At 55.0% G+C, this 21727-nt stretch carries 12 protein-coding genes, 2 tRNA genes and 3 rRNA genes; 4 read left to right on the top strand and 13 right to left on the bottom strand.

What is annotated here, in order from left to right:
- Positions 1–331: 331 nt before the first annotated feature.
- The 9 genes from rrf to AAGD24_RS05065 form a co-directional block, all read right to left on the bottom strand.
- Positions 332–447: ribosomal RNA gene (gene rrf / locus AAGD24_RS05105) — 5S ribosomal RNA — on the bottom strand.
- 101 nt (positions 448–548) lie between these two features.
- Positions 549–3444, bottom strand: a 23S ribosomal RNA gene (locus AAGD24_RS05100).
- A 359-nt stretch (positions 3445–3803) separates the two neighbouring features.
- Positions 3804–3879, bottom strand: a tRNA-Ala gene (locus tag AAGD24_RS05095).
- Positions 3880–3975: 96 nt separating this feature from the next.
- Positions 3976–4052 (bottom strand) — tRNA-Ile (locus AAGD24_RS05090).
- Positions 4053–4163: 111 nt separating this feature from the next.
- A 16S ribosomal RNA gene (locus AAGD24_RS05085) occupies positions 4164–5703 on the bottom strand.
- The 16S, 23S and 5S rRNA genes sit together here with 2 tRNA genes alongside, the layout of an rRNA operon.
- 422 nt (positions 5704–6125) lie before the next feature.
- Entirely contained in the window at positions 6126–6977 is an 852-nt protein-coding gene (gene pssA / locus AAGD24_RS05080; RefSeq protein WP_036203693.1) for a CDP-diacylglycerol--serine O-phosphatidyltransferase, read from the bottom strand.
- Positions 6978–7067: 90 nt separating this feature from the next.
- Positions 7068–8084 (bottom strand): ketol-acid reductoisomerase, encoded by a 1017-nt coding sequence (gene ilvC, locus AAGD24_RS05075; RefSeq protein ID WP_007155057.1) that lies wholly within the window; start codon positions 8082–8084, stop codon positions 7068–7070.
- Positions 8085–8152: 68 nt separating this feature from the next.
- Positions 8153–8644, bottom strand: coding sequence for an acetolactate synthase small subunit (gene ilvN / locus AAGD24_RS05070; RefSeq protein ID WP_007155058.1), 492 nt, complete (start codon positions 8642–8644; stop codon positions 8153–8155).
- A 2-nt stretch (positions 8645–8646) separates the two neighbouring features.
- Positions 8647–10365 carry an acetolactate synthase 3 large subunit gene (locus AAGD24_RS05065; protein WP_075195695.1) on the bottom strand — a complete coding sequence of 573 codons (1719 nt, stop codon included), beginning with the start codon at positions 10363–10365 and terminating at the stop codon, positions 8647–8649.
- Positions 10366–10863: 498 nt separating this feature from the next.
- On the opposite strand from AAGD24_RS05065, the gene AAGD24_RS05060 reads away from it, so the two are divergent.
- Positions 10864–11322, top strand: a complete 459-nt coding sequence (locus tag AAGD24_RS05060; RefSeq protein WP_036205671.1) for a DUF4124 domain-containing protein — start codon at positions 10864–10866, stop codon at positions 11320–11322.
- A 67-nt stretch (positions 11323–11389) separates the two neighbouring features.
- On the opposite strand, the gene clpB is transcribed toward AAGD24_RS05060, so the two are convergent.
- From clpB to rluD, 3 genes are all read right to left on the bottom strand, one after another.
- Positions 11390–13966 carry an ATP-dependent chaperone ClpB gene (clpB, locus tag AAGD24_RS05055; protein ID WP_036203689.1) on the bottom strand — a complete coding sequence of 859 codons (2577 nt, stop codon included), beginning with the start codon at positions 13964–13966 and terminating at the stop codon, positions 11390–11392.
- A 143-nt stretch (positions 13967–14109) separates the two neighbouring features.
- Positions 14110–14853 carry a peptidoglycan editing factor PgeF gene (gene pgeF, locus AAGD24_RS05050; protein ID WP_075195694.1) on the bottom strand — a complete coding sequence of 248 codons (744 nt, stop codon included), beginning with the start codon at positions 14851–14853 and terminating at the stop codon, positions 14110–14112.
- On the bottom strand, positions 14843–15820 hold the full coding sequence (gene rluD, locus AAGD24_RS05045) for a 23S rRNA pseudouridine(1911/1915/1917) synthase RluD (RefSeq protein ID WP_036203682.1): 978 nt from the start codon (positions 15818–15820) through the stop codon (positions 14843–14845). The genes pgeF and rluD overlap by 11 nt, the downstream gene beginning before the upstream one ends.
- A 136-nt stretch (positions 15821–15956) precedes the next feature.
- Between rluD and AAGD24_RS05040 the strand changes: the two genes are divergently transcribed.
- Positions 15957–16793, top strand: coding sequence for an outer membrane protein assembly factor BamD (locus AAGD24_RS05040; RefSeq protein WP_041336829.1), 837 nt, complete (start codon positions 15957–15959; stop codon positions 16791–16793).
- A 44-nt stretch (positions 16794–16837) separates the two neighbouring features.
- Here the strand turns inward: AAGD24_RS05040 and AAGD24_RS05035 are convergent, their stop codons facing one another.
- On the bottom strand, positions 16838–18490 hold the full coding sequence (locus AAGD24_RS05035; RefSeq protein WP_075195693.1) for an NAD+ synthase: 1653 nt from the start codon (positions 18488–18490) through the stop codon (positions 16838–16840).
- A gap of 85 nt (positions 18491–18575) precedes the next feature.
- On the opposite strand from AAGD24_RS05035, the gene AAGD24_RS05030 reads away from it, so the two are divergent.
- Complete coding sequence (locus AAGD24_RS05030) at positions 18576–20222, top strand: PAS domain-containing sensor histidine kinase (RefSeq protein ID WP_075195692.1); 1647 nt, start codon at positions 18576–18578, stop codon at positions 20220–20222.
- Positions 20223–20275: 53 nt separating this feature from the next.
- Positions 20276–21664, top strand: coding sequence for a sigma-54 dependent transcriptional regulator (locus AAGD24_RS05025; RefSeq protein WP_075195691.1), 1389 nt, complete (start codon positions 20276–20278; stop codon positions 21662–21664).
- The last annotated feature ends 63 nt before the right edge of the window (positions 21665–21727 follow it).

Genomic DNA, 21727 nt, shown 5'->3' with positions numbered 1-21727 from the left:
GGAAGGTTCTAAAGAAGGGGGGGCCAAATGTGGCGAGCTATCAAAGCAAAACAGGAATGGCCGACACCTTCACTTCCTTCTGACGGCGTCGTTGCCGGTACCTGTCGGAGCCTAACTCTAGACCCGATACTTCAGCAAAATATATTCCAGAATATTTTTAATTTTTAAAAACAATGCATTGCGAATATTTCCAAGGGCAACAAATCCCCAGCAACGCACCAATGCTGGGCAACCCGAGCGGCACCGCACCACTATAGGTTATTGGTCGTTACTTTTTTACAGGCAATAAAAAACCCCCGTCGGCGAAGCCGCGGGGGTTTTGGTATTAAGAGCCTGACGATGACCTACTCTCACATGGGCAGAAGCCACACTACCATCGGCGCTGGTCTGTTTCACGGCTGAGTTCGGGATGGGATCAGGTGGTTCCAGACCGCTATGGTCGTCAGGCAAAACGGTTGATCACTGGGTGGACGAGGTAGAACGATGTGATGTTGATTTCGATTGAGCGCGATGGCTCTTGCGTTATCCGCAATTGTCTTGGGTGTTATATAGTCAAGCCTCACGAGCAATTAGTATCGGTTAGCTCAACGCCTCGCAGCGCTTACACACCCGACCTATCAACGTCCTGGTCTTGAACGGCTCTTCAGGGACCTCAAGGGTCCAGGGAGATCTCATCTTGGAAGGGGCTTCCCGCTTAGATGCTTTCAGCGGTTATCCTATCCGAACATAGCTACCGGGCAATGCGTCTGGCGACACAACCCGAACACCAGCGGTTCGTCCACTCCGGTCCTCTCGTACTAGGAGCAGCTTTCCTCAAATCTCCAACGTCCACGGCAGATAGGGACCGAACTGTCTCACGACGTTCTAAACCCAGCTCGCGTACCACTTTAAATGGCGAACAGCCATACCCTTGGGACCGGCTTCAGCCCCAGGATGTGATGAGCCGACATCGAGGTGCCAAACACCGCCGTCGATGTGAACTCTTGGGCGGTATCAGCCTGTTATCCCCGGAGTACCTTTTATCCGTTGAGCGATGGCCCTTCCATACAGAACCACCGGATCACTATGACCTACTTTCGTACCTGCTCGACGTGTCTGTCTCGCAGTTAAGCGGGCTTGTGCCATTACACTAACCGCATGATGTCCGACCATGCTTAGCCCACCTTTGTGCTCCTCCGTTACGCTTTGGGAGGAGACCGCCCCAGTCAAACTACCCACCACACAGTGTCCTTAACCCCGATAAGGGGTCGAAGTTAGAACCTCAAACAGGTCAGGCTGGTATTTCAAGGTTGGCTCCACCAGAACTGGCGTCCTGGTTTCAAAGCCTCCCAGCTATCCTACACAAACATGCTCAAAGTTCACTGTGAAGCTATAGTAAAGGTTCACGGGGTCTTTCCGTCTAGCCGCGGATACACCGCATCTTCACGGCGATTTCAATTTCACTGAGTCTCGGGTAGAGACAGCGCCCCCATCGTTACGCCATTCGTGCAGGTCGGAACTTACCCGACAAGGAATTTCGCTACCTTAGGACCGTTATAGTTACGGCCGCCGTTTACCGGGGCTTCGATCAAGAGCTTCGCGCAAGCGCTAACCCCATCAATTAACCTTCCGGCACCGGGCAGGCGTCACACCGTATACGTCCACTTTCGTGTTTGCACAGTGCTGTGTTTTTAATAAACAGTCGCAGGGGCCTGGTATCTTCGACCGGCTTCTGCTCAACCCGCGAAGGGCGTCACATACCACCGGCGTGCCTTCTCCCGAAGTTACGGCACCATTTTGCCTAGTTCCTTTACCCGAGTTCTCTCAAGCGCCTTGGTATTCTCTACCTGACCACCTGTGTCGGTTTGGGGTACGGTCTCGAATAGCCTGAAGCTTAGAAGATTTTCCTGGAAGCAGGGCATCAATGACTTCCCGCCCTAAAAGGGCAGTCGTCGTCGCGTCTCGGCATTGTGGGACCGGATTTGCCTAATCCCACTGCCTACATGCTTAAACCGGGACAACCGTCGCCCGGCTCACCTAGCCTTCTCCGTCTCTCCATCGCAGCTATCCAAGGTACGGAAATATTAATCCGTTTCCCATCGACTACACCTTTCGGTCTCGCCTTAGGGGCCGACTCACCCTGCGCCGATTAGCGTTGCGCAGGAACCCTTGGTCTTCCGGCGTGGGGGTTTTTCACCCCCATTGTCGTTACTCATGTCAGCATTCGCACTTCTGATACCTCCAGCATGCCTCTCGACACACCTTCGCAGGCTTACAGAACGCTCCCCTACCCCGTGCACTTGCGTGCACAGCCGCAGCTTCGGTAACCAGTTTGAGCCCCGTTACATCTTCCGCGCAGGCCGACTCGACTAGTGAGCTATTACGCTTTCTTTAAAGGATGGCTGCTTCTAAGCCAACCTCCTAGCTGTCTGAGCCTTCCCACATCGTTTCCCACTTAACTGGTATTTGGGGACCTTAGCTGGCGGTCTGGGTTGTTTCCCTCTTCACGATGGACGTTAGCACCCACCGTGTGTCTCCCGGATAGTACTCACAGGTATTCGGAGTTTGCATCGGGTTGGTAAGTCGGGATGACCCCCTAGCCGAAACAGTGCTCTACCCCCTGTGGTATTCGTCCGAGGCGCTACCTAAATAGCTTTCGGGGAGAACCAGCTATCTCCGGGCTTGATTAGCCTTTCACTCCGATCCACAAGTCATCCCCTGGCTTTTCAACGACAGTGGGTTCGGTCCTCCAGTTGATGTTACTCAACCTTCAACCTGCTCATGGATAGATCGCCCGGTTTCGGGTCTATGCCCAGCGACTAAATCGCCCTATTCAGACTCGGTTTCCCTACGGCTCCCCTAAACGGTTAACCTCGCCACTGAACATAAGTCGCTGACCCATTATACAAAAGGTACGCCGTCACGGAACAAGTCCGCTCCGACTGCTTGTACGCATACGGTTTCAGGATCTATTTCACTCCCCTCACAGGGGTTCTTTTCGCCTTTCCCTCACGGTACTGGTTCACTATCGGTCAGTCAGGAGTATTTAGCCTTGGAGGATGGTCCCCCCATGTTCAGACAGGATGTCTCGTGTCCCGTCCTACTCGATTTCACTGGACTCAGGTTTCGGATACGGGGCTATCACCCACTATGGCGGCTCTTTCCAGGGCCTTCTCCTACCAGTTGTCCAGCTTAAGGGCTGGTCCCCGTTCGCTCGCCGCTACTGAGGGAATCTCGGTTGATTTCTTTTCCTTCGGGTACTTAGATGTTTCAGTTCCCCGAGTTCGCCCCGTACGGCTATGTATTCACCGTACGGTACCGGCCCGAAGACCGGTGGGTTTCCCCATTCAGAGATGCCCGGATCACAGCTTGTTTGCCAGCTCCCCGAGCCTTATCGCAGGCTTCCACGTCTTTCATCGCCTCTGACTGCCAAGGCATCCACCGTATGCGCTTAGTTGCTTGACTATATAACCCCAAGACAACTGATCCGTTTCTCACACTCAACCAGAACGTCGGACCCACCGAAGTGAACACAACCTTCTCATTCAGAGATGAGATTCAGAGACAGTCACTCGAAGTCATATACAACCACTTCAACGACAACACCGGATAACGCTTGAAATCGCTATCACATTGAACACTTTCTCTCGGAGATAATGAGAAAAAGTATTCGTGTTCTATCTCGTCCAATTTGTTAAAGAGCAAATCTGACCCAGTGATCAGAAAGAAGGTCTTCAGTCACAACCCTCAATCGAGTCATAACACTGAAAAACTTGTTTCTGTACACTGACCGAAGCCAGGCATTCATCGATCTGTCCAGGTATTGGTGGAGCTGAGCGGGATCGAACCGCTGACCTCCTGCGTGCAAGGCAGGCGCTCTCCCAACTGAGCTACAGCCCCTAAAAGCTATTTACAAGAATTGTGTAGATCTAGGCGTGTTCGGGCGCCGCATAGCCTGCTATGCAAGTCCGGACACAACGACGAGCTACGCAATTCTGGTGGGTCTGGGTGGACTTGAACCACCGACCTCACCCTTATCAGGGGTGCGCTCTAACCACCTGAGCTACAGACCCGGTTTTGCTTGTCCTGAAACAAGCCAAGTCGGGCCTGCATAGACCCTTTGCTCTCTTCTTAAGCTAACCAAGTAATTCGTGTGGACTCTGACCGAAGCTTTCGGCTTCGTTTAAGGAGGTGATCCAGCCGCAGGTTCCCCTACGGCTACCTTGTTACGACTTCACCCCAGTCATGAACCACACCGTGGTGATCGTCCTCCCGAAGGTTAGACTAACCACTTCTGGTGCAATCCACTCCCATGGTGTGACGGGCGGTGTGTACAAGGCCCGGGAACGTATTCACCGCGACATTCTGATTCGCGATTACTAGCGATTCCGACTTCACGGAGTCGAGTTGCAGACTCCGATCCGGACTACGATGCGTTTTGTGAGATTAGCTCCCCCTCGCGGGTTTGCAGCCCTCTGTACGCACCATTGTAGCACGTGTGTAGCCCTGGCCGTAAGGGCCATGATGACCTGACGTCATCCCCACCTTCCTCCGGTTTGTCACCGGCAGTCTCCCTAGAGTTCTCAGCCGAACTGCTAGCAACTAGGGATAGGGGTTGCGCTCGTTACGGGACTTAACCCAACATCTCACGACACGAGCTGACGACGGCCATGCAGCACCTGTGTCAGAGTTCCCGAAGGCACCAATCCATCTCTGGAAAGTTCTCTGCATGTCAAGGCCAGGTAAGGTTCTTCGCGTTGCGTCGAATTAAACCACATGCTCCACCGCTTGTGCGGGCCCCCGTCAATTCATTTGAGTTTTAACCTTGCGGCCGTACTCCCCAGGCGGTCAACTTAGTGCGTTAGCTGCGCCACTAAGACTTCAAGAGTCCCAACGGCTAGTTGACATCGTTTACAGCGTGGACTACCAGGGTATCTAATCCTGTTTGCTCCCCACGCTTTCGCACCTCAGTGTCAGTATTGGTCCAGAGTGCCGCCTTCGCCACTGGTGTTCCTTCCTATATCTACGCATTTCACCGCTACACAGGAAATTCCACACTCCTCTACCATACTCTAGCCTGACAGTTCGAAATGCCGTTCCCAGGTTGAGCCCGGGGCTTTCACATCTCGCTTATCAAACCACCTACGCGCGCTTTACGCCCAGTAATTCCGATTAACGCTTGCACCCTCCGTATTACCGCGGCTGCTGGCACGGAGTTAGCCGGTGCTTCTTCTGTGAGTAACGTCAAGCCTCACGAGTATTAGTCGTAAGGTTTTCCTCCTCACTGAAAGTGCTTTACAACCCGAAAGCCTTCTTCACACACGCGGCATGGCTGGATCAGGGTTGCCCCCATTGTCCAATATTCCCCACTGCTGCCTCCCGTAGGAGTTCGGGCCGTGTCTCAGTCCCGATGTGGCTGATCATCCTCTCAGACCAGCTACGGATCGTCGCCTTGGTAGGCTCTTACCCCACCAACTAGCTAATCCGACATAGGCACATCCAATAGCGCAAGGTCCGAAGATCCCCTGCTTTCCCCCGAAGGGCGTATGCGGTATTAATCCGGGTTTCCCCGGGCTATCCCCCACTACTGGGCAGTTTCCTATGCATTACTCACCCGTCCGCCGCTCGTCAGCGGGGAGCAAGCTCCCCCTGTTACCGCTCGACTTGCATGTGTTAAGCCTGCCGCCAGCGTTCAATCTGAGCCATGATCAAACTCTTCAGTTTAAATCATACAAGAATCCGAAGATTCTCTATTCTTGCTCAAGACAAAACTCAATTTCGACGAGTCACTGTCCTGATATTTCGTATCCGAAATACCTCGGCCAGCGCCCACACGAATTACTTGGTTAACTTTTTAAAGAGCGTTCGGGGCTTGCCCGATCAAGGTGGCGTATTCTACATCGAATCGCTGCCTTGTCAACCGTTTATTTTGACTTCGGTTTTAAACCGAAAAACTGCCAATAAATTCAAATGGTTGCCTTTCAATTCCTGGTCCGCCTCGGTGGCGTTCCCCTCGAAAGAGATGCGCATTCTACAGAGCCCTGAGAATGTGTCAACGAGGTTAATCAATTAATTTTACTCTGTTTCGGTTACCCCCTATAACGCTGATCAAACCGCAATCAGAACGTTCATTTTTCAGGCCGAAATTACGCCGACTCGCCTGCCGAGCGGCGCGATTTTCTAAACAGTGCAAAAACCGGCCCCGACAACGCATAGATAAGGAACCCGCTAAACAGGACTGTTGCCGGATCAAGCGCGACAACCACAAACATCAGCACCACCAGGAGTATTGCAGCGAACGGCACCCGCCCCCGCATATCCAAGTCCTTGAAACTCTTATAGAGAATGTTGCTGACCATCAACACACCACAACCGCCAACGACGATGATCGTCATGAGGGTTAGCCAACTGGCCGGCTCCATCGCATGAAAACACCACACTAACCCGGCAACACACGCTGCAGCCGCAGGACTGGGCAGCCCCACGAAAAACTTCTTGTCCATGGAGCCGATCTGGGTGTTGAATCGTGCCAACCGCAAAGCAGCTCCCGCCACATAGATAAAGGTAATAGCCCAACCAACCTGACCAAGACTGTTCAGCGACCAGAAGAACGCCACCATACCCGGAGCCACACCAAAGGCGACCATATCCGCGAGACTGTCGTATTCCTCGCCGAACTTACTCTGAGTATTGGTCAACCTGGCAACCCGACCGTCAAGCCCATCCAGGATCATGGATACAAAGATCGCAATCGCGGCATTGTCGAATACGCCGTTTGCGGCGGAAACGATCGCGTAGAAGCCAGAGAACAGGGAAGCCGTTGTCAGCGCATTAGGCAGCAGGTATATCCCCTTGCGACGAACCGGCGCCCCCTCTACCAACTCTTCCTCGACAACTTCGCCGGACTCAATATCATGTTCATGACCAGAGGCGTCTGACCGTCCCCGAACATCTTTCTTTTCAGCCTGTGTTTCGGCCTGCTTCTTTTCATCAGTCATTCCAATCACTCCGGAAAGCATTTAGGCGGAGTATATACGAAAAACGCGGCCACCCGGGCCGCGTTTTCCAAACCAGTCCGAGGTACCGGATCAGTTTTTGTCTTTGTCCACGATCTTGTTCGCGGAGATCCAGGGCATCATGGAGCGCAGTTTTTCGCCAACGGTCTCAATCTGATGCTCGGCATTAATGCGGCGACGGGCCGTCATGGACGGGTAGTTGCTGCTGCCTTCCTGAATAAACATCTTGGCGTATTCACCGGTCTGGATGCGCTTCAAGGCATTGCGCATAGCTTCGCGGGATTGCTCGTTGATGATCTCCGGACCAGTCACGTACTCACCATACTCCGCGTTGTTGGAGATGGAGTAGTTCATGTTGGCAATACCGCCCTCGTACATCAGGTCAACAATCAGCTTCAGCTCGTGCAGACACTCGAAGTACGCCATTTCAGGCTCGTAACCGGCATCCACGAGTGTTTCGAAGGCCGCCTTTACCAGCTCAACGGTACCACCACAGAGAACAGCCTGCTCACCAAACAGATCGGTTTCAGTCTCATCCTTGAAGGTGGTTTCGATGATGCCGGTGCGGCCGCCACCGATACCGCTGGCGTACGAGAGCGCCAGGTTCTTGGCGTTGCCGGAAGCATCCTGGAAGATGGCAATCAGATCAGGGATACCGCCGCCACGGGTAAATTCGGTGCGCACAGTGTGGCCCGGCGCTTTCGGGGCAATCATGATCACATCCAGATCTTTGCGCGGCACGATCTGGTTGTAGTGGATCGCAAAACCGTGGGCAAACGCCAGAGTGGCGCCCTGCTTCAGATTCGGCTCGATCTCTGCGTTATACAGTTGGGCCTGGAACTCGTCCGGCGTCAGAACCATAACGACATCCGCTGCGGCAACTGCTGCGGGAACGTCACTGGTTTTGAGGCCATAGGCTTCCGCCTTGGCAATGGAAGAAGAACCTGGGCGCAGACCAACCGTTACATCCACACCGGACTCTTTCAGGTTGCATGCATGCGCGTGCCCCTGTGAGCCAAAACCGATGATGGCAACTTTCTTGCCCTGAATGATGGAAAGATCACAATCCTTATCGTAATAAACCTGCATGGAAAACCTCTATAATATTGTATTGGCCTTTTGGGGGCCGTCATTGTACAGAATGATGTCAGTGCCTGTTACAGGCTTAATACCTTTTCACCACGGGCGATGCCCGAAACCCCGCTGCGAACAACCTCAAGCACGCCCGAGGTACCCACCGCCTGAATAAAGCCGTCCAGTTTTTCACTGGCACCGGCCAACTGAACGGTATAGACCGAGCTGGTAACATCCACGATCTGGCCACGGAAGATATCAACCGTACGCTTGATCTCGGCACGCTGGGACCCAGTGGCCTTGAGCTTGACCAGCATCAGCTCACGCTCGATGTGGGAGCCTTCCGTCAGATCCACCAGCTTGACCACTTCAATCAGCTTGTTGAGCTGCTTGGTGATCTGCTCGATGACTTTGTCCGAGCCTGTGGTTGTTACCGTCAGGCGCGACAGGGTTTCGTCCTCGGTCGGCGCCACCGTCAACGTTTCAATGTTGTAGTTACGCTGCGAGAACAGACCAACAACACGGGACAGTGCACCGGGCTCGTTTTCAAGCAAAACAGAAATGATTCGACGCATGATCAGACCCTCTCCGTCTTGCTGAGCCACATGTCCTTCATTGAACCACGGGCCACCTGCATCGGGTAGACGTGTTCAAAACGGTCCACGTAGATATCAACGAAAACCAGCCGGTCTTTCATCGCCAGCACTTCTTTGAGCTTTGGCACCAGATCTTCCTTTCGGTCGATTCGGACACCAACGTGACCATAGGCCTCTGCCAGTTTGATGAAGTCCGGCAGGGACTCCATGTAGGACTGGGAGTGACGGGACTCGTAGTTCATGTCCTGCCACTGCTTGACCATACCAAGGGCCTGGTTATTCAGATTGATGATCTTTACTGGAATATCGTACTGACTACAGGTCGACAGCTCCTGGATATTCATCTGGATACTGCCTTCACCGGTAATGCAAAGCACCTCGTCATCGGGGAAGTTCAACTTGACCCCCATAGCCGCTGGCAGGCCGAAGCCCATGGTGCCAAGGCCGCCGGAGTTGATCCAGCGATTGGGTTTATCAAACTTGTAGTACTGGGCTGCAAACATCTGGTGCTGACCCACATCGGAGGTCACAAAGGCTTCACCATTGGTAAGCTTCCAGAGCGCCTCCACCACTTCCTGAGGCTTGATGACATCCGGGCTGGTCTCGTAACGCATGCCATGGAATGCCCGCCACTCTTCAATCTGCTTCCACCAGGCAGCAATTGCATCGGCGTCAGGCTTTTCCTTGCTCTCTTTGACGAGAGTGATCATTTCCTTAAGCACCGCATCCACCGGGCCAACAATGGGAACATCCGCATCAATGGTTTTGGAGATGGAGGCCGGGTCGATATCGATATGGACAATGCGGGCACCGGGACAGAATTTTTCTGTCGCGTTGGTCACCCGGTCATCGAATCGCGCCCCCACACAGAGGATAAGATCCGAATGATGCATGGCCATGTTGGATTCGTAGGTGCCATGCATACCCAGCCAGCCGATGTGCTGAGTATCGGAGGCCGGATAACACCCAATGCCCATCAGAGTGTTGGTAATCGGATAACCCAACATCCTGACCAACTCGGTCAGCTGATCCGTGGCTTTGCCGAGGATGACACCGCCGCCCGCATAAATAATGGGACGCTTGGCTGCCATGAGCATATCGACGGCTTTCTTGATCTGCCCAGCGTGGCCACGAATGGCCGGATTGTACGAACGGAGCTTGACCTTCTTGGGAAAGACATACTCGTAGCGCTCGTTTGGCGTTGTCATATCTTTCGGGATATCAACAACAACCGGTCCGGGACGACCTGTCGAGGCAATGTAATAGGCCTTGCGAACGATCTCGGGGATCTCTTCCGGATGACGGACACTCAGGTTGTGTTTCACGACAGGACGGGAGACACCGATCATATCGGTCTCCTGGAATGCATCTTCACCAATCAGAGTCGATGCAACCTGACCGCACAGGACCACCATCGGGATGGAATCCATGAAGGCAGTGGCAATGCCAGTGATGGTGTTGGTGGCTCCAGGACCCGAGGTTACCAGAACGGTGCCCGGTAATCCGGTAGCACGGGCATAACCGTCGGCCATGTGGACCGCAGCCTGCTCGTGACGCACCAGAATGTGCTTGACTTTGTCCTGCCTGAACAGCGCGTCATAAATATGCAACGCTGCACCACCCGGATAGCCATATATGTATTCGACCCCCTCATCTTGCAGGGACCGGATCAGCATATCGGCGCCAGACAATAACTCCACGATGTTCTACCCTCTTCTACGAGTGAATGAGCCGGGAAACGTCCCGGTTGCCTGGATGTCCGGACATCATGCTTCTTGTGAAAGCTGAACCGGATACTCCGCCACACCAGCTATTAAGAGGTTGTCTCCTGGCCAGCCGCCCTCCTGAGGGTTGCGGAGAACGGCCAATCAACGGGTTGCACGTAAGCAACAACCAGTCCGCGACCTGCGCGGGGCATTCAGTGTGGTAATTAACGGGGGATACTCGCTCGGGATTGCCTGCCGTATTGACCCCAGTCTTCAGGCAATCGGTAATTTTGACAGCGCTAAACTCCCTGTCAATAGCGGCGGCTGTTTTCTCTGCCCGTACCCACCGAAGGTCTGCCATACTTTGTGCAACTATTTGAACCAGATTGAAGAAACTTGCCTTTACAAATGGCATGATAAACATAGGCTAACATAGAGACGGGGCCGCTACGGGCGGAACTTCGACAAGGCTAACGCGGAATGAGCAACGGCATGAACAGAAAAACCCTCACCCTGGCAGTACTTCTGGCTGCGACACCATCAATGGCTTTCGCGGCTTCCGTGTATAAATGGACCGACGAAGACGGGGTTACGCACTTTGGCGATCGGCAGCCAACCGGACAGCAGGCGGAGTCCGTCAATATTCGCACCGGCAAATCCTCCGGAGGCAACCGGATGAGCCCGCAGGAACAATTGGAACAGCTCGAAACCCAGAAAGCCAAAGAAAGCGAGAAGCGCCAGGAAAGCGCCGTAGAGGAAGCGCGGCGCAAACAACGGGAAGCCAACTGCGAAACCGCACGCACCAATCTTAAGCTAATTCAGCAGAACAGCAGGATCCGTATAGAAGAGGAAGGGGAACTGCGGTATCTGACCCCCGAAGAAATCGAGGAGCAGAAACAGCAGTTTGAGAAAATCGCAGAGGAAAACTGCGGCGAACCTGCCGAAGGTTAATGCAAGAGACACTCTGGTTGGATCCGGACGAGGGAGAGCACAATGCTCCGCCTCGTCGCTCCTGACATTACGCTTTCAAGAACTCCAAACCATGATCTTTGACCGACCCACGAATGGTATCACCGGGCAGGAAGTCCCCTTGCAATAACCTCTGGGCCAGCGGATTCTCAATCATCCGCTGAATGGCCCGCTTCAATGGACGAGCACCGTAAACGGGGTCGTAGCCAACTTCCGCCAGCAACTCCATCGCTGCGTCGTCCAGCATCAACGACATATCCTGCTCTTTCAGGCGCTTGCCCAGAGCATTAATCTGAATCCGGGCAATGCCCTGAATCTGGCTTTCAGCCAGCGGATGAAACACCACCACCTCATCCACCCGGTTAATGAACTCTGGCCTGAAGTGAGTACCCACTACGTCCATAACGTCCTTCTTCATGGACTCGTAGTTTTCCTCACCCGCTTTCTGCTGAATGATGTCCGACCCCAGGTTTGAGGTCATCACGATGACGGTATTGCGAAAATCCACCGTTCTACCCTGACCATCTGTCAGGCGCCCATCCTCAAGAACCTGCAACAGAATATTAAATACGTCCGGGTGCGCCTTCTCAACTTCATCCAACAACAACACTGAGTAGGGCCGGCGGCGGACGGCCTCGGTCAGGTAGCCACCCTCTTCATAACCAACGTATCCCGGAGGGGCACCGATCAGCCGAGCGACGGAATGCTTCTCCATGAACTCAGACATGTCGATTCGAACCATGGCCTCCTCGGTATCAAAGAGGAACGACGCCAGGGCTTTGCAGAGCTCAGTCTTACCCACACCGGTCGGCCCCAGGAACAGGAAAGAACCATTAGGGCGGTGAGGGTCTGACAGTCCTGCACGGGACCGACGAACCGCGTTGGACACGGCCTCAACGGCTTCGTCCTGACCGATGACACGCCCATGGAGGGCTTCCTCCATTCGCATCAGCTTGTCGCGTTCGCCCTCGAGCATCTTCGAAACCGGAATACCCGTCCACTTGGACACCACTTCGGCGATTTCCTCATCGGTCACGCGGTTACGCAGCAGCTTCATCTCCATCATTTCCGCCTGGCTCGCCATATCCAGTTGGCGCTCCAGCTCCGGAATCCTGCCGTATTGCAACTCCGACATGCGCCCGAGATCGCCGGCACGGCGGGCATTTTCCAGGTCGATCCGGGCTTGTTCCAGTTGGCTCTTGATCTTCTGGGAACCATGCAGTGCCGCTTTTTCGGTATTCCAGACCTCTTCCAGGTCCGCGTACTCACGCTCGATACCGGAGATGACATCCGAGAGCTCAGAAAGCCGCTTCTTGGAGGCGGCATCGGTTTCCTTTTTCAACGCCTCCCGCTCTATTTTCAATTGGATCAAACGCCGCTCAAGGCGATCCAGCGCTTCTGGCTTGGAGTCCATCTCCATGCGGATCTGGCTTGCAGCCTCATCCACCAGATCAATGGCCTTGTCCGGCAACTGACGGTCAGCGATGTAACGATGAGACAACTTGGCCGCTGCGATGATGGCACCGTCTGTGACTTCCACGCCGTGATGAACTTCGTAGCGCTCCTTCAGGCCGCGGAGGATCGCTATGGTGTCCTCCTCGGTAGGCTCGGAGACCAATACCTTCTGGAACCGACGCTCAAGGGCCGCGTCTTTCTCAATATTCTCGCGATACTCGTCAAGGGTGGTGGCGCCCACGCAATGTAACTCCCCGCGCGACAGGGCGGGCTTGAGCATATTGCCGGCGTCCATGGAACCTTCCGCTTTACCGGCGCCGACCATGGTGTGAATTTCGTCGATGAACAGGATGATCTGCCCTTCCTGCTTGGACAACTCATTCAGCACAGATTTGAGGCGCTCTTCAAACTCACCCCGGAACTTGGCGCCCGCAATCAGCGAGCCCATATCCAAAGACAGCACGCGCTTGTTCTTGAGCCCTTCTGGCACCTCGCCGTTGACAATGCGCTGGGCAAGTCCTTCTACAATTGCGGTTTTACCCACACCGGGCTCACCAATGAGCACCGGATTGTTCTTGCGACGACGCTGCAGTACCTGAATGGTCCGACGGATTTCATCATCGCGACCAATCACCGGGTCCAATTTGCCAGCCTCGGCACGTTCGGTCAGATCAATGGTGTATTTGGAAAGCGCCTGTCGATGCTCTTCTGCAGACGCATCGTCAACCGACTCACCGCCTCTGACCTCATCGATGGCACGCTCCAATGCGGATTTGTCGACACCCTGCTCCCGCAGAACCCGCCCAAGGCTGCCCCGATCCTCTAGTGCGGCCAGCAGCAGCAATTCGCTGGAAATGAACTGGTCACCACGTTTCTGCGCCAGCTTGTCGGCAATATTGAAGAGCCGGCCCATATCGTTTGACATAGAGACATCGCCGGCAGAGCCCTGCACTTCCGGCAGGTTTTCAATCTCCCGGGCCACAGCCTGGCGTATCCGGGAAGGCTCAGCGCCCGATTGTTTCAACAGCGGCTTGATGGAGCTGCCTTCCTGGTCCATCAGCGCCTGCATCAGGTGCACGGGTTCTATAAAGTTGTGATCCCTGCCTACCGCTAGCGACTGGGCGTCGGCCAGTGCTGTCTGGAGTTTGCTGGTCAGTTTGTCGATTCTCATAATTCGGTCTTCCCAAATCTCTGTCACTGAACCGATGGGAGAATTCCATCGGCGACATTGCGTCTGCTTTGACAGTTAATGTAGGGGCGATTGGTGGGAGTTCAAGCAGACCGGACGGGAAAGTGTCAGAAAATTGACGAATGTCATGAGATGAATATCAGGCTTGCCATTCTCCCGGTTTGCCCGTCTCGACGATAGGAGAAAAAACGCTCACGATCGGTCACCGTGCAGAATTCACCACCGTAGACCTGAAGCACACCTGCCATTGCCAGCCTCTGCCGGGCAAGCTCATAGATATCCGCAAGATAATGGGTAGGATTTCGAGGGCTGGAAATGAATGCATCACCCGATTGGGAATCGCTCATCAGGAAAGCCTCCCTGACCTCGGGGCCAACCTCAAACTGCTCAGGACCAATGGCCGGCCCCAACCACGCCAGGACGGCAGCAGGATTACCCAGATACTCAACCGTTCGCTCCAGAACACCACCACACAAGCCGCGCCAGCCAGCATGGGCAGCGGCCACCTGGCCACTGGCGGGGTTACAGAAAAGCACCGGAAGACAGTCCGCTGTCATCACCACACATGCCACCCCAGGCTGGGAGGTCACACTGGCATCCGCGGTGACCGCACCCGACTGCGGCAACTCAACAACGTCAGTACCATGAACCTGGTTAAGCCAACCGAACGACTGAGCGCCGGGCTCAGCCCACTGCCCAAGCAGGGACCGATTTTTCGCAACATCATCGGGATGATCTCCCACATGCGTGCCGAGGTTCAGGGATTGCCACGGCGCCTGGCTGACCCCGCCCATTCTCGTCGTGCATGCGGCATGCACCCAAGACGGAGCGGGCCAGTCAGGGACAATCACCGGCAGTTCAGACGTCATGGTTCTCCAACTCCTTAACGTGCTTTCGAAGTGCGGCCAGCAGACCCTCGATGTCATCGGGCAGTGGTACCTCCCAAGTCAGTATCTCACCGGTTTGCGGGTGTTCCAATGTCAACTGGCGTGCATGGAGCGCCTGCCGCTGGAAACTGGCAAGCACGTCCCTCAGTTCGTCTGTTGTGCCTTTCGGCAGACGTAGCCGACCGCCATACTGAGGGTCGCCCACCAATGGATGTTTCACGTGGGCCATATGCACCCGTATCTGGTGGGTACGGCCGCTCTCCAGCTTACAGCGAACGTGGGTGTGCGCTGCGAAGCGCTCCACCAGGCGATAATGCGTTACCGCCGGCTTACCGGTGGGCACAACCGCCATTTTCTTGCGTTCACGGGGATGACGACCAATCGGTGCATCCACCGTCGAGCCTCCAGTAAGGGTGCCAACCACAATGGCTTCGTATTCCCGCCCCATGGTCCGGGTCTGCAACTGGTCGACCAGCGATGTATGAGCAATCAGGCTGCGCGCTACCACCATGATGCCGGACGTATCTTTGTCGAGACGATGCACAATCCCTGCTCTGGGCAGGTTCTCCACTTCCGGGGCATGGTTGAGCAGGGCATTGACCAGGGTGCCGTCAGCGTGGCCTGCCGCCGGGTGGACCACGAGGCCCGCAGGCTTGTTAATGACCAACAGGTGCTCGTCTTCATACACAATATCCAGGTCTATCGATTCCGCTTCCCAACTGACTTGCGCTTCCGGCTCCGCGTCCAGATCGAGCCGGTCGCCCAGCATTACCTTGTCCCGGGGCTTACAGGTTTTTCCATTGACCGTCAGTGCGCCGCTTTTGATCCAGCCCTGCAGTCGGGAGCGCGAGTGCTCCGGCATCAGTTCGGCCGCAGCCTGATCCAGGCGGCGGTCGCTGTGCTCCGGTGGAATGGAGAAGCTGGCGATAATACGGTTTTCAGATGACATTGAGCCCCCGGGGCCGGTATGAGTGTTACGTTTGAGTCAGAATTTCTGAATCCACGGCGCGTGCCACTGCACATGTGAACGGATCCCCGTTACAATGGCCGACGTTTCGAATTTTGCCATTATACGGGATTCCGGCATGAGATCAGTTGTCCGATTACTGCTAGTCACCACCGCAGCGCTATTCATCAGTGCCTGCGCATCGAACGATAAGCAGGAAGAAGTGCTGCCGGAACAAACCTATTACGAAAATGCCCGCGATGCGATGAACTCGGGCAACTTCAACGAAGCCGAGCAGAACCTCGACTATCTGGAAACCTACTACCCATTTGGCCGCTATGCGGAACAGGCCCAATTGGACCTCATTTATGCCCGCTACCAGAATCTTGACCTGGAAGGGGCCCGCGCGGCGGCAGACCGTTTTCTCAGACTGAATCCACAGAGCGATCACGCCGACTATGCGCTCTATATGCGAGGACTGGCATCCTATAATCTGGATATTGGCCTGGCTGCCCGCTACTTCCCGGTGGACGTTTCGGCAAGAGACCCCGGCGAACAGCGCCAGGCGTTCCGGGACTTTTCCGAGCTGCTGAACCGCTACCCCTCCAGCGAATACGCTCCAGATGCCCGCCAGCGCATGATTGCGATCCGCAACCGTCTGGCTGAACTGGAACTTTACGCGGCACGATATTACATCAGCCGTGAAGCTTACATCGCGGCGAACAACCGAGCTCGATACATTATCGAAAATTATTCAACGACGCCGTCCGTCGAAGAAGCCTTGATCATCCTGGCGGAAACGTTCCGTTTCATGGATCTGAAAAAAGGAGCAACGGATGCCGTGGCAATGCTGAAAGAGAACTTCCCGGACAGCGCCGCCTTCAATGAGAACGGAGAGTTCCAGCCAGACATACTCAAACGCGAGGACCGCTCCCTGTCTAGCGTGGTCACCTTCGGCCTGATGGGCGACGAATAACATTTGGCAGGGCTGCCCGAGCAATCAGGCAGCCCTACCGCAATCTACTTTCCACTTTTCCAGCCATTGGTAATCGGGTAACGCCGATCCTTACCAAACCCCCTTTCGGTAATTCTCACGCCTATCGGCGCCTGCCTGCGCTTATATTCGTTAATATCCACCAGCCGCACCACGCGATCGACATCCACCCTGTCGAACCCCTGAGCGACAATGGCATCGGCACTGAGATCCCGCTCCACGTAGAGATTGAGGATCTGATCAAGAACGTCGTATCCCGGCAGGCTATCCTCGTCTTTCTGATCCGGTGCCAGCTCTGCCGACGGCGGACGGGTAATGACCCGTTCCGGAATCACCTGCGAAACACTGTTGCGATACCAGGCGAGGCGAAAAACCAGGGTTTTGGGAACGTCCTTGAGCACATCAAAGCCGCCGGCCATATCCCCGTACAGGGTCGAGTAGCCCACCGCCATTTCACTTTTGTTGCCAGTCGTCAGCACCAGCGAACCGAACTTGTTGGACAGAGACATCAACAGAACGCCCCGCAGCCGGGCCTGCAGATTCTCCTCGGTGGTGTCAGGTTGCGTGCCCTCAAACGGGGCCGCCAATGTTTTCATAAAGGCATCGTACATCGGCTCAATGGAGAACACGTCGTATTGAACGCCCAGGGCCACGGCCTCGGCTTCCGCGTCTTCAATACTCATACCCGAGGTATAGCGAAAAGGCATCATCACCGCGCGTACCCGGTCGGCCCCCAGGGCATCCGCCGCAACAGCCAGAGTCACCGCTGAATCGATACCGCCGGAGAGCCCCAGAACAACGGATTTAAAACCATTCTTGTTGACGTAGTCCCGCACTCCCAGGACCAGGGCCTTGTAGACATTTTCCTCCAGCGACGGTTCGGCAACGGCAGGCTGCGGGATTGGCTGGCAATGATGCTCACAGACGAAGTCCACCGGATAGAGCCCTTCGCTGAACTGTGGTGCTTCGGCTGCAAGCACCCCGGAATGGTCGTAAACCACAGAGCCACCATCAAAGACCAGTTCGTCCTGCCCGCCAATCAGATTGACGTAGACAATACTCACCCGATTCTCAAAAGCCTTGCGTTCTACCAGAGCCTTTCGCCGCACCTGCTTGTCAATATCGTAGGGTGATGCATTGAGGTTGACGACCAGTCTGGCGCCTGCCGCGGCAGCGTCTTCCACCGGCCCCTCGCTCCAAATGTCCTCACAGATGGTAATGCCCACTGGCACCCCTTTGATATCCATGACCAGAGTATCCACGCCATTGGCAAAATAGCGCTTCTCGTCGAAAACCTGATAATTGGGAGGAAACCGCTTGAAGTAGCGACCGGTTATATTTCCCAGCTCAATGGCGACCGCAGCGTTGTAAAGTAGAGCGCCCTCCCGTATCGGAGCCCCCACGATGATGGCGGGGCCCAGATGCTCCCCGCGCAAGGTTTCCAGCGCGTCTGCAACGCGCACATCCATACTGGGTCTTAATAAAAGGTCTTCCGGTGGGTAACCGGTAAGACACAACTCCGGGAACACAACCAGATCCGCCTGATGCTCCTGTTCCGCGCGTCGGGTCGCCTCAATCACCTTTTGGGTATTGCCAGGGATATCGCCCACCAGAAAATCGAGTTGGGCCATCACTACCCGAAGTTTTCCGGGCCCCTGACCATCCTTTTGCACGGACATAACGCAGCTCCTGTAACTCATTGCCATTAAAAGGCTATTATAACCCCGCAAGACATCAGAATTCTCGCGGGATATCCACTGGACGATGGCGCAACCAACCACTCCTGATCAGCAGCCCATTACCGATACACCACCCTCAAACCAGAGGGGCCGGCTGTTTCGGGTCTATAACCACTACCGTGTAGTCGTCAGCGTTATACTGGTGGCGTTGCTGTTTGTGGACCCTATAAACTTCGACTCCCGCTTCCGGGCAATGGATTATTACCAGGCCGGGGTGGTCTGCTATCTCGCCATCAATGGCTTCATTGCCCTGACAATGCTGGCAGGGTTTCAGCCCAGAAGCCGCCATATCACAGTATCCATATTGATGGACATCCTGCTCCTGCATGGACTCCTGATTGCCAGCACCGGCATTACCAATGGCCTGGCGAATCTGGTTATCGTTTCCGTGGCTGCAGGCAACATACTTACCCCTACCAGGATCGGCACCTTCTACGCGGCGTTGGGTGCTATCTGTTCTCTGGGCATCTCGGCCTGGTCCGTGCTGGTGTTTGATGACTCCGCCGATGAAATTGTTCGCGCTGGCTCCCTGGGCATTCTCTATTTTGCCGCAGCGTTCATCCTCCAATACATATCCCGGCGCATGCTGCGAAGCGAAGCGCTTGCCAGTTCCCGAGCCCGCAGCATTGCCGAACTGGAGCAGATCAATCGCCAGATTATCCAGCGCATGAGAACCGGCATACTTGTTCTCGACCGGTTCGGGCGAATCCGCCTGGCTAATGCTGCTGCGGAAGAATTGCTGTTTGGCACTGCCACCGAGGACTCGAAATTACCCAGCCGGGGACGAAATCTGCCACGGCCGCTCCGAAGAGGCCTCGATGCCTGGCTGAAAGACCCTGCCCGCAGAACAGAACCTTTCCAGGCTACACAAACCTCGCCCGTGGTACAGGCCAATTTCACTCAGCTCGATCAGCAGCGCGGCGACCAGATCCTGGTATTTATCGATGACATGAGCAGGGTGACGCAACAGGCCCAGCAAATGAAGCTGGCGTCCCTGGGGCGGCTGACCGCAGGTATTGCCCATGAAATTCGGAACCCGCTGGGGGCCATCAGCCACGCGTCCCAATTGATGAACGAATCCCCCAACCTGGATGAGGGGGATCGCAAAATGCTGGACATCATCGAACGGCATTCCCGACGGGTTAACGGCATCATCGAAAATGTGCTTGACCTGTCGAGACGACGCGCTGCCGACACCGACCTCATTGACGTCGACAAATGGTTATCCGCGTTCCGCGACGATTACCTGCAAACCCAGAGTAACGAACACCAGAAATCCGACGAGATTCTGCTTCGCACCGAACGCAACCTACCCCTGGCGCGCTTTGATGTCAGCCAGATTGAACAAGTGATGGTCAACCTCTGTGACAATGGCCTCCGGTATAGTAAACAGACGACCGGCGAACGGCGCATAGAACTGTATGCAGGTGTGGCCGCCGATGGCGAGCGCGCCTACGTGGATGTTCGCGATTTCGGCCCGGGCATCGCTCCGGAGCACCGCGTGTCTGTTTTTGAACCTTTTTTCACAACCGACAAGAGTGGGACGGGACTCGGCCTTTATCTGGCTCGAGAACTGTGCGAGGCTAATCAGGCTCACCTGTCCCTGGTAGAGGACAACCAGCCCGGCTGTTGTTTCCGCATTACATTCGCCCACCATGGACGGATGATCTAACAAATCCGGAAGCCCGGTAGTCTGAATAACGACATGGAACCGATAACAATCCAATGACCACTCATACCGCCCTGATCGTAGACGACGAACCCGATATCCGGGACCTTCTGGAAATCACACTCAGCCGTATGGGAATAACAACCCTGACCGCGCCAGACATCACCTGCGCGAAGAAGCTTCTGGGTGAACACAAACCACAACTCTGCCTGACAGACATGAACCTGCCCGATGGCAACGGCATCGAGCTTGTGCAGTGGATACAGCAGAATACGCCCTGTACCCCTGTGGCTGTAATCACGGCCTACGGCAACATGGATACGGCCATTGAATCCCTGAAGGCCGGTGCCTTCGATTTTGTGTCCAAGCCGGTTGAGCTTCCGCGGCTTCGGGAGTTGGTCAACAGTGCTCTCCGGTTGTCGGAGGCCGAAGCCAACACTCAGGACACTGACGATGAACCGGGTCTGTTACTCGGCAAATCAACAGAAATTCAAAAACTCCGAAGCCAAACTCGGAAACTGGCCAGAAGCCAAGCACCCGTTTTCATCAGCGGGGAATCGGGTAGCGGTAAAGAACTGGTCGCAAGAATGATTCATTTGCAGGGTCCTCGCCGCGACGGTCCCTTTATAGCTGTCAACTGTGGAGCCATCCCCTCTGAACTGATGGAGAGTGAATTTTTTGGGCACAAAAAGGGCAGCTTTACCGGGGCCGTTGAAAACAAAGACGGCCTGTTTCGATCTGCCAACGGTGGCACTTTGTTTCTGGACGAAGTTGCTGACCTGCCTCTGGCAATGCAGGTAAAACTCCTGAGGGCAATTCAGGAAAAGGCTGTCCGCCCGGTTGGCGATACCAAGGAAGTTCCGGTGGATATCCGGGTACTCAGCGCGACCCATAAGAACCTTCCAGATCTGGTTCAGGAAGGCATTTTTCGGCAAGACCTTTTCTACCGGATCAACGTCATTGAACTGGCTGTGCCTCCTTTGCGGGAACGACCAGACGACATTTCCTTGCTTGCTCGCCACATTCTCGAAAGAATCGGTAAAGAATATGAATGCGAACCCGCCTCGCTAACCCAGGGCGCCATCGGGCGGCTCAAACAGTACGATTTCCCGGGCAACGTAAGGGAACTCGAAAATGTTCTGGAGCGCGCCTTTACGCTTTGCGATGCCGATCAAATTGATGCCGGCGATCTGCACCTGGGAAATGGTGTACAGACGGCGTCGTCCCCCACCCAGGTTATCGCGGAAGGCGAGGCCAACGATGACGAGACTGCCCCGGTGCCCGATGGCGAGATTGACCTGGAAAACTACCTGGAGAACATAGAGAGACAAGCCATCGAGAAGGCTCTGGAAGCCACCCGATGGAATAAAACGGCGGCCGCTAAGCGTCTGGGAATCAGCTTTCGAGCGCTTCGGTACCGCCTCAAGAAGCTGGGAATGGAGTGAACGGTATCTCAGAATTCTCTCGTCGGTAACCACCGTTCATTGATATACGGTAGAATTCATGTC

The sequence above is a fragment of the Marinobacter sp. M5B genome, from assembly GCF_042604615.1.
GTDB lineage: Bacteria > Pseudomonadota > Gammaproteobacteria > Pseudomonadales > Oleiphilaceae > Marinobacter > Marinobacter salarius.
This window is presented reverse-complemented; position numbering and strand designations above follow the sequence as displayed.

Bases quoted from the DNA above. Each gene is read 5' to 3' on its own strand.
- rluD (WP_036203682.1), bottom strand. From the start codon at position 15,820: ATGTCATCTGAAAACCGTATTATCGCCAGCTTCTCCATTCCACCGGAG.
- ilvN (WP_007155058.1), bottom strand. From the start codon at position 8,644: ATGCGTCGAATCATTTCTGTTTTGCTTGAAAACGAGCCCGGTGCACTG.
- clpB (WP_036203689.1), bottom strand. From the start codon at position 13,966: ATGAGAATCGACAAACTGACCAGCAAACTCCAGACAGCACTGGCCGAC.
- AAGD24_RS05040 (WP_041336829.1), top strand. From the start codon at position 15,957: ATGAGATCAGTTGTCCGATTACTGCTAGTCACCACCGCAGCGCTATTC.
- AAGD24_RS05025 (WP_075195691.1), top strand. From the start codon at position 20,276: ATGACCACTCATACCGCCCTGATCGTAGACGACGAACCCGATATCCGG.
- AAGD24_RS05030 (WP_075195692.1), top strand. From the start codon at position 18,576: ATGGCGCAACCAACCACTCCTGATCAGCAGCCCATTACCGATACACCA.
- pgeF (WP_075195694.1), bottom strand. From the start codon at position 14,853: ATGACGTCTGAACTGCCGGTGATTGTCCCTGACTGGCCCGCTCCGTCT.
- AAGD24_RS05060 (WP_036205671.1), top strand. From the start codon at position 10,864: ATGAACAGAAAAACCCTCACCCTGGCAGTACTTCTGGCTGCGACACCA.
- ilvC (WP_007155057.1), bottom strand. From the start codon at position 8,084: ATGCAGGTTTATTACGATAAGGATTGTGATCTTTCCATCATTCAGGGC.
- pssA (WP_036203693.1), bottom strand. From the start codon at position 6,977: ATGACTGATGAAAAGAAGCAGGCCGAAACACAGGCTGAAAAGAAAGAT.
- AAGD24_RS05035 (WP_075195693.1), bottom strand. From the start codon at position 18,490: ATGTCCGTGCAAAAGGATGGTCAGGGGCCCGGAAAACTTCGGGTAGTG.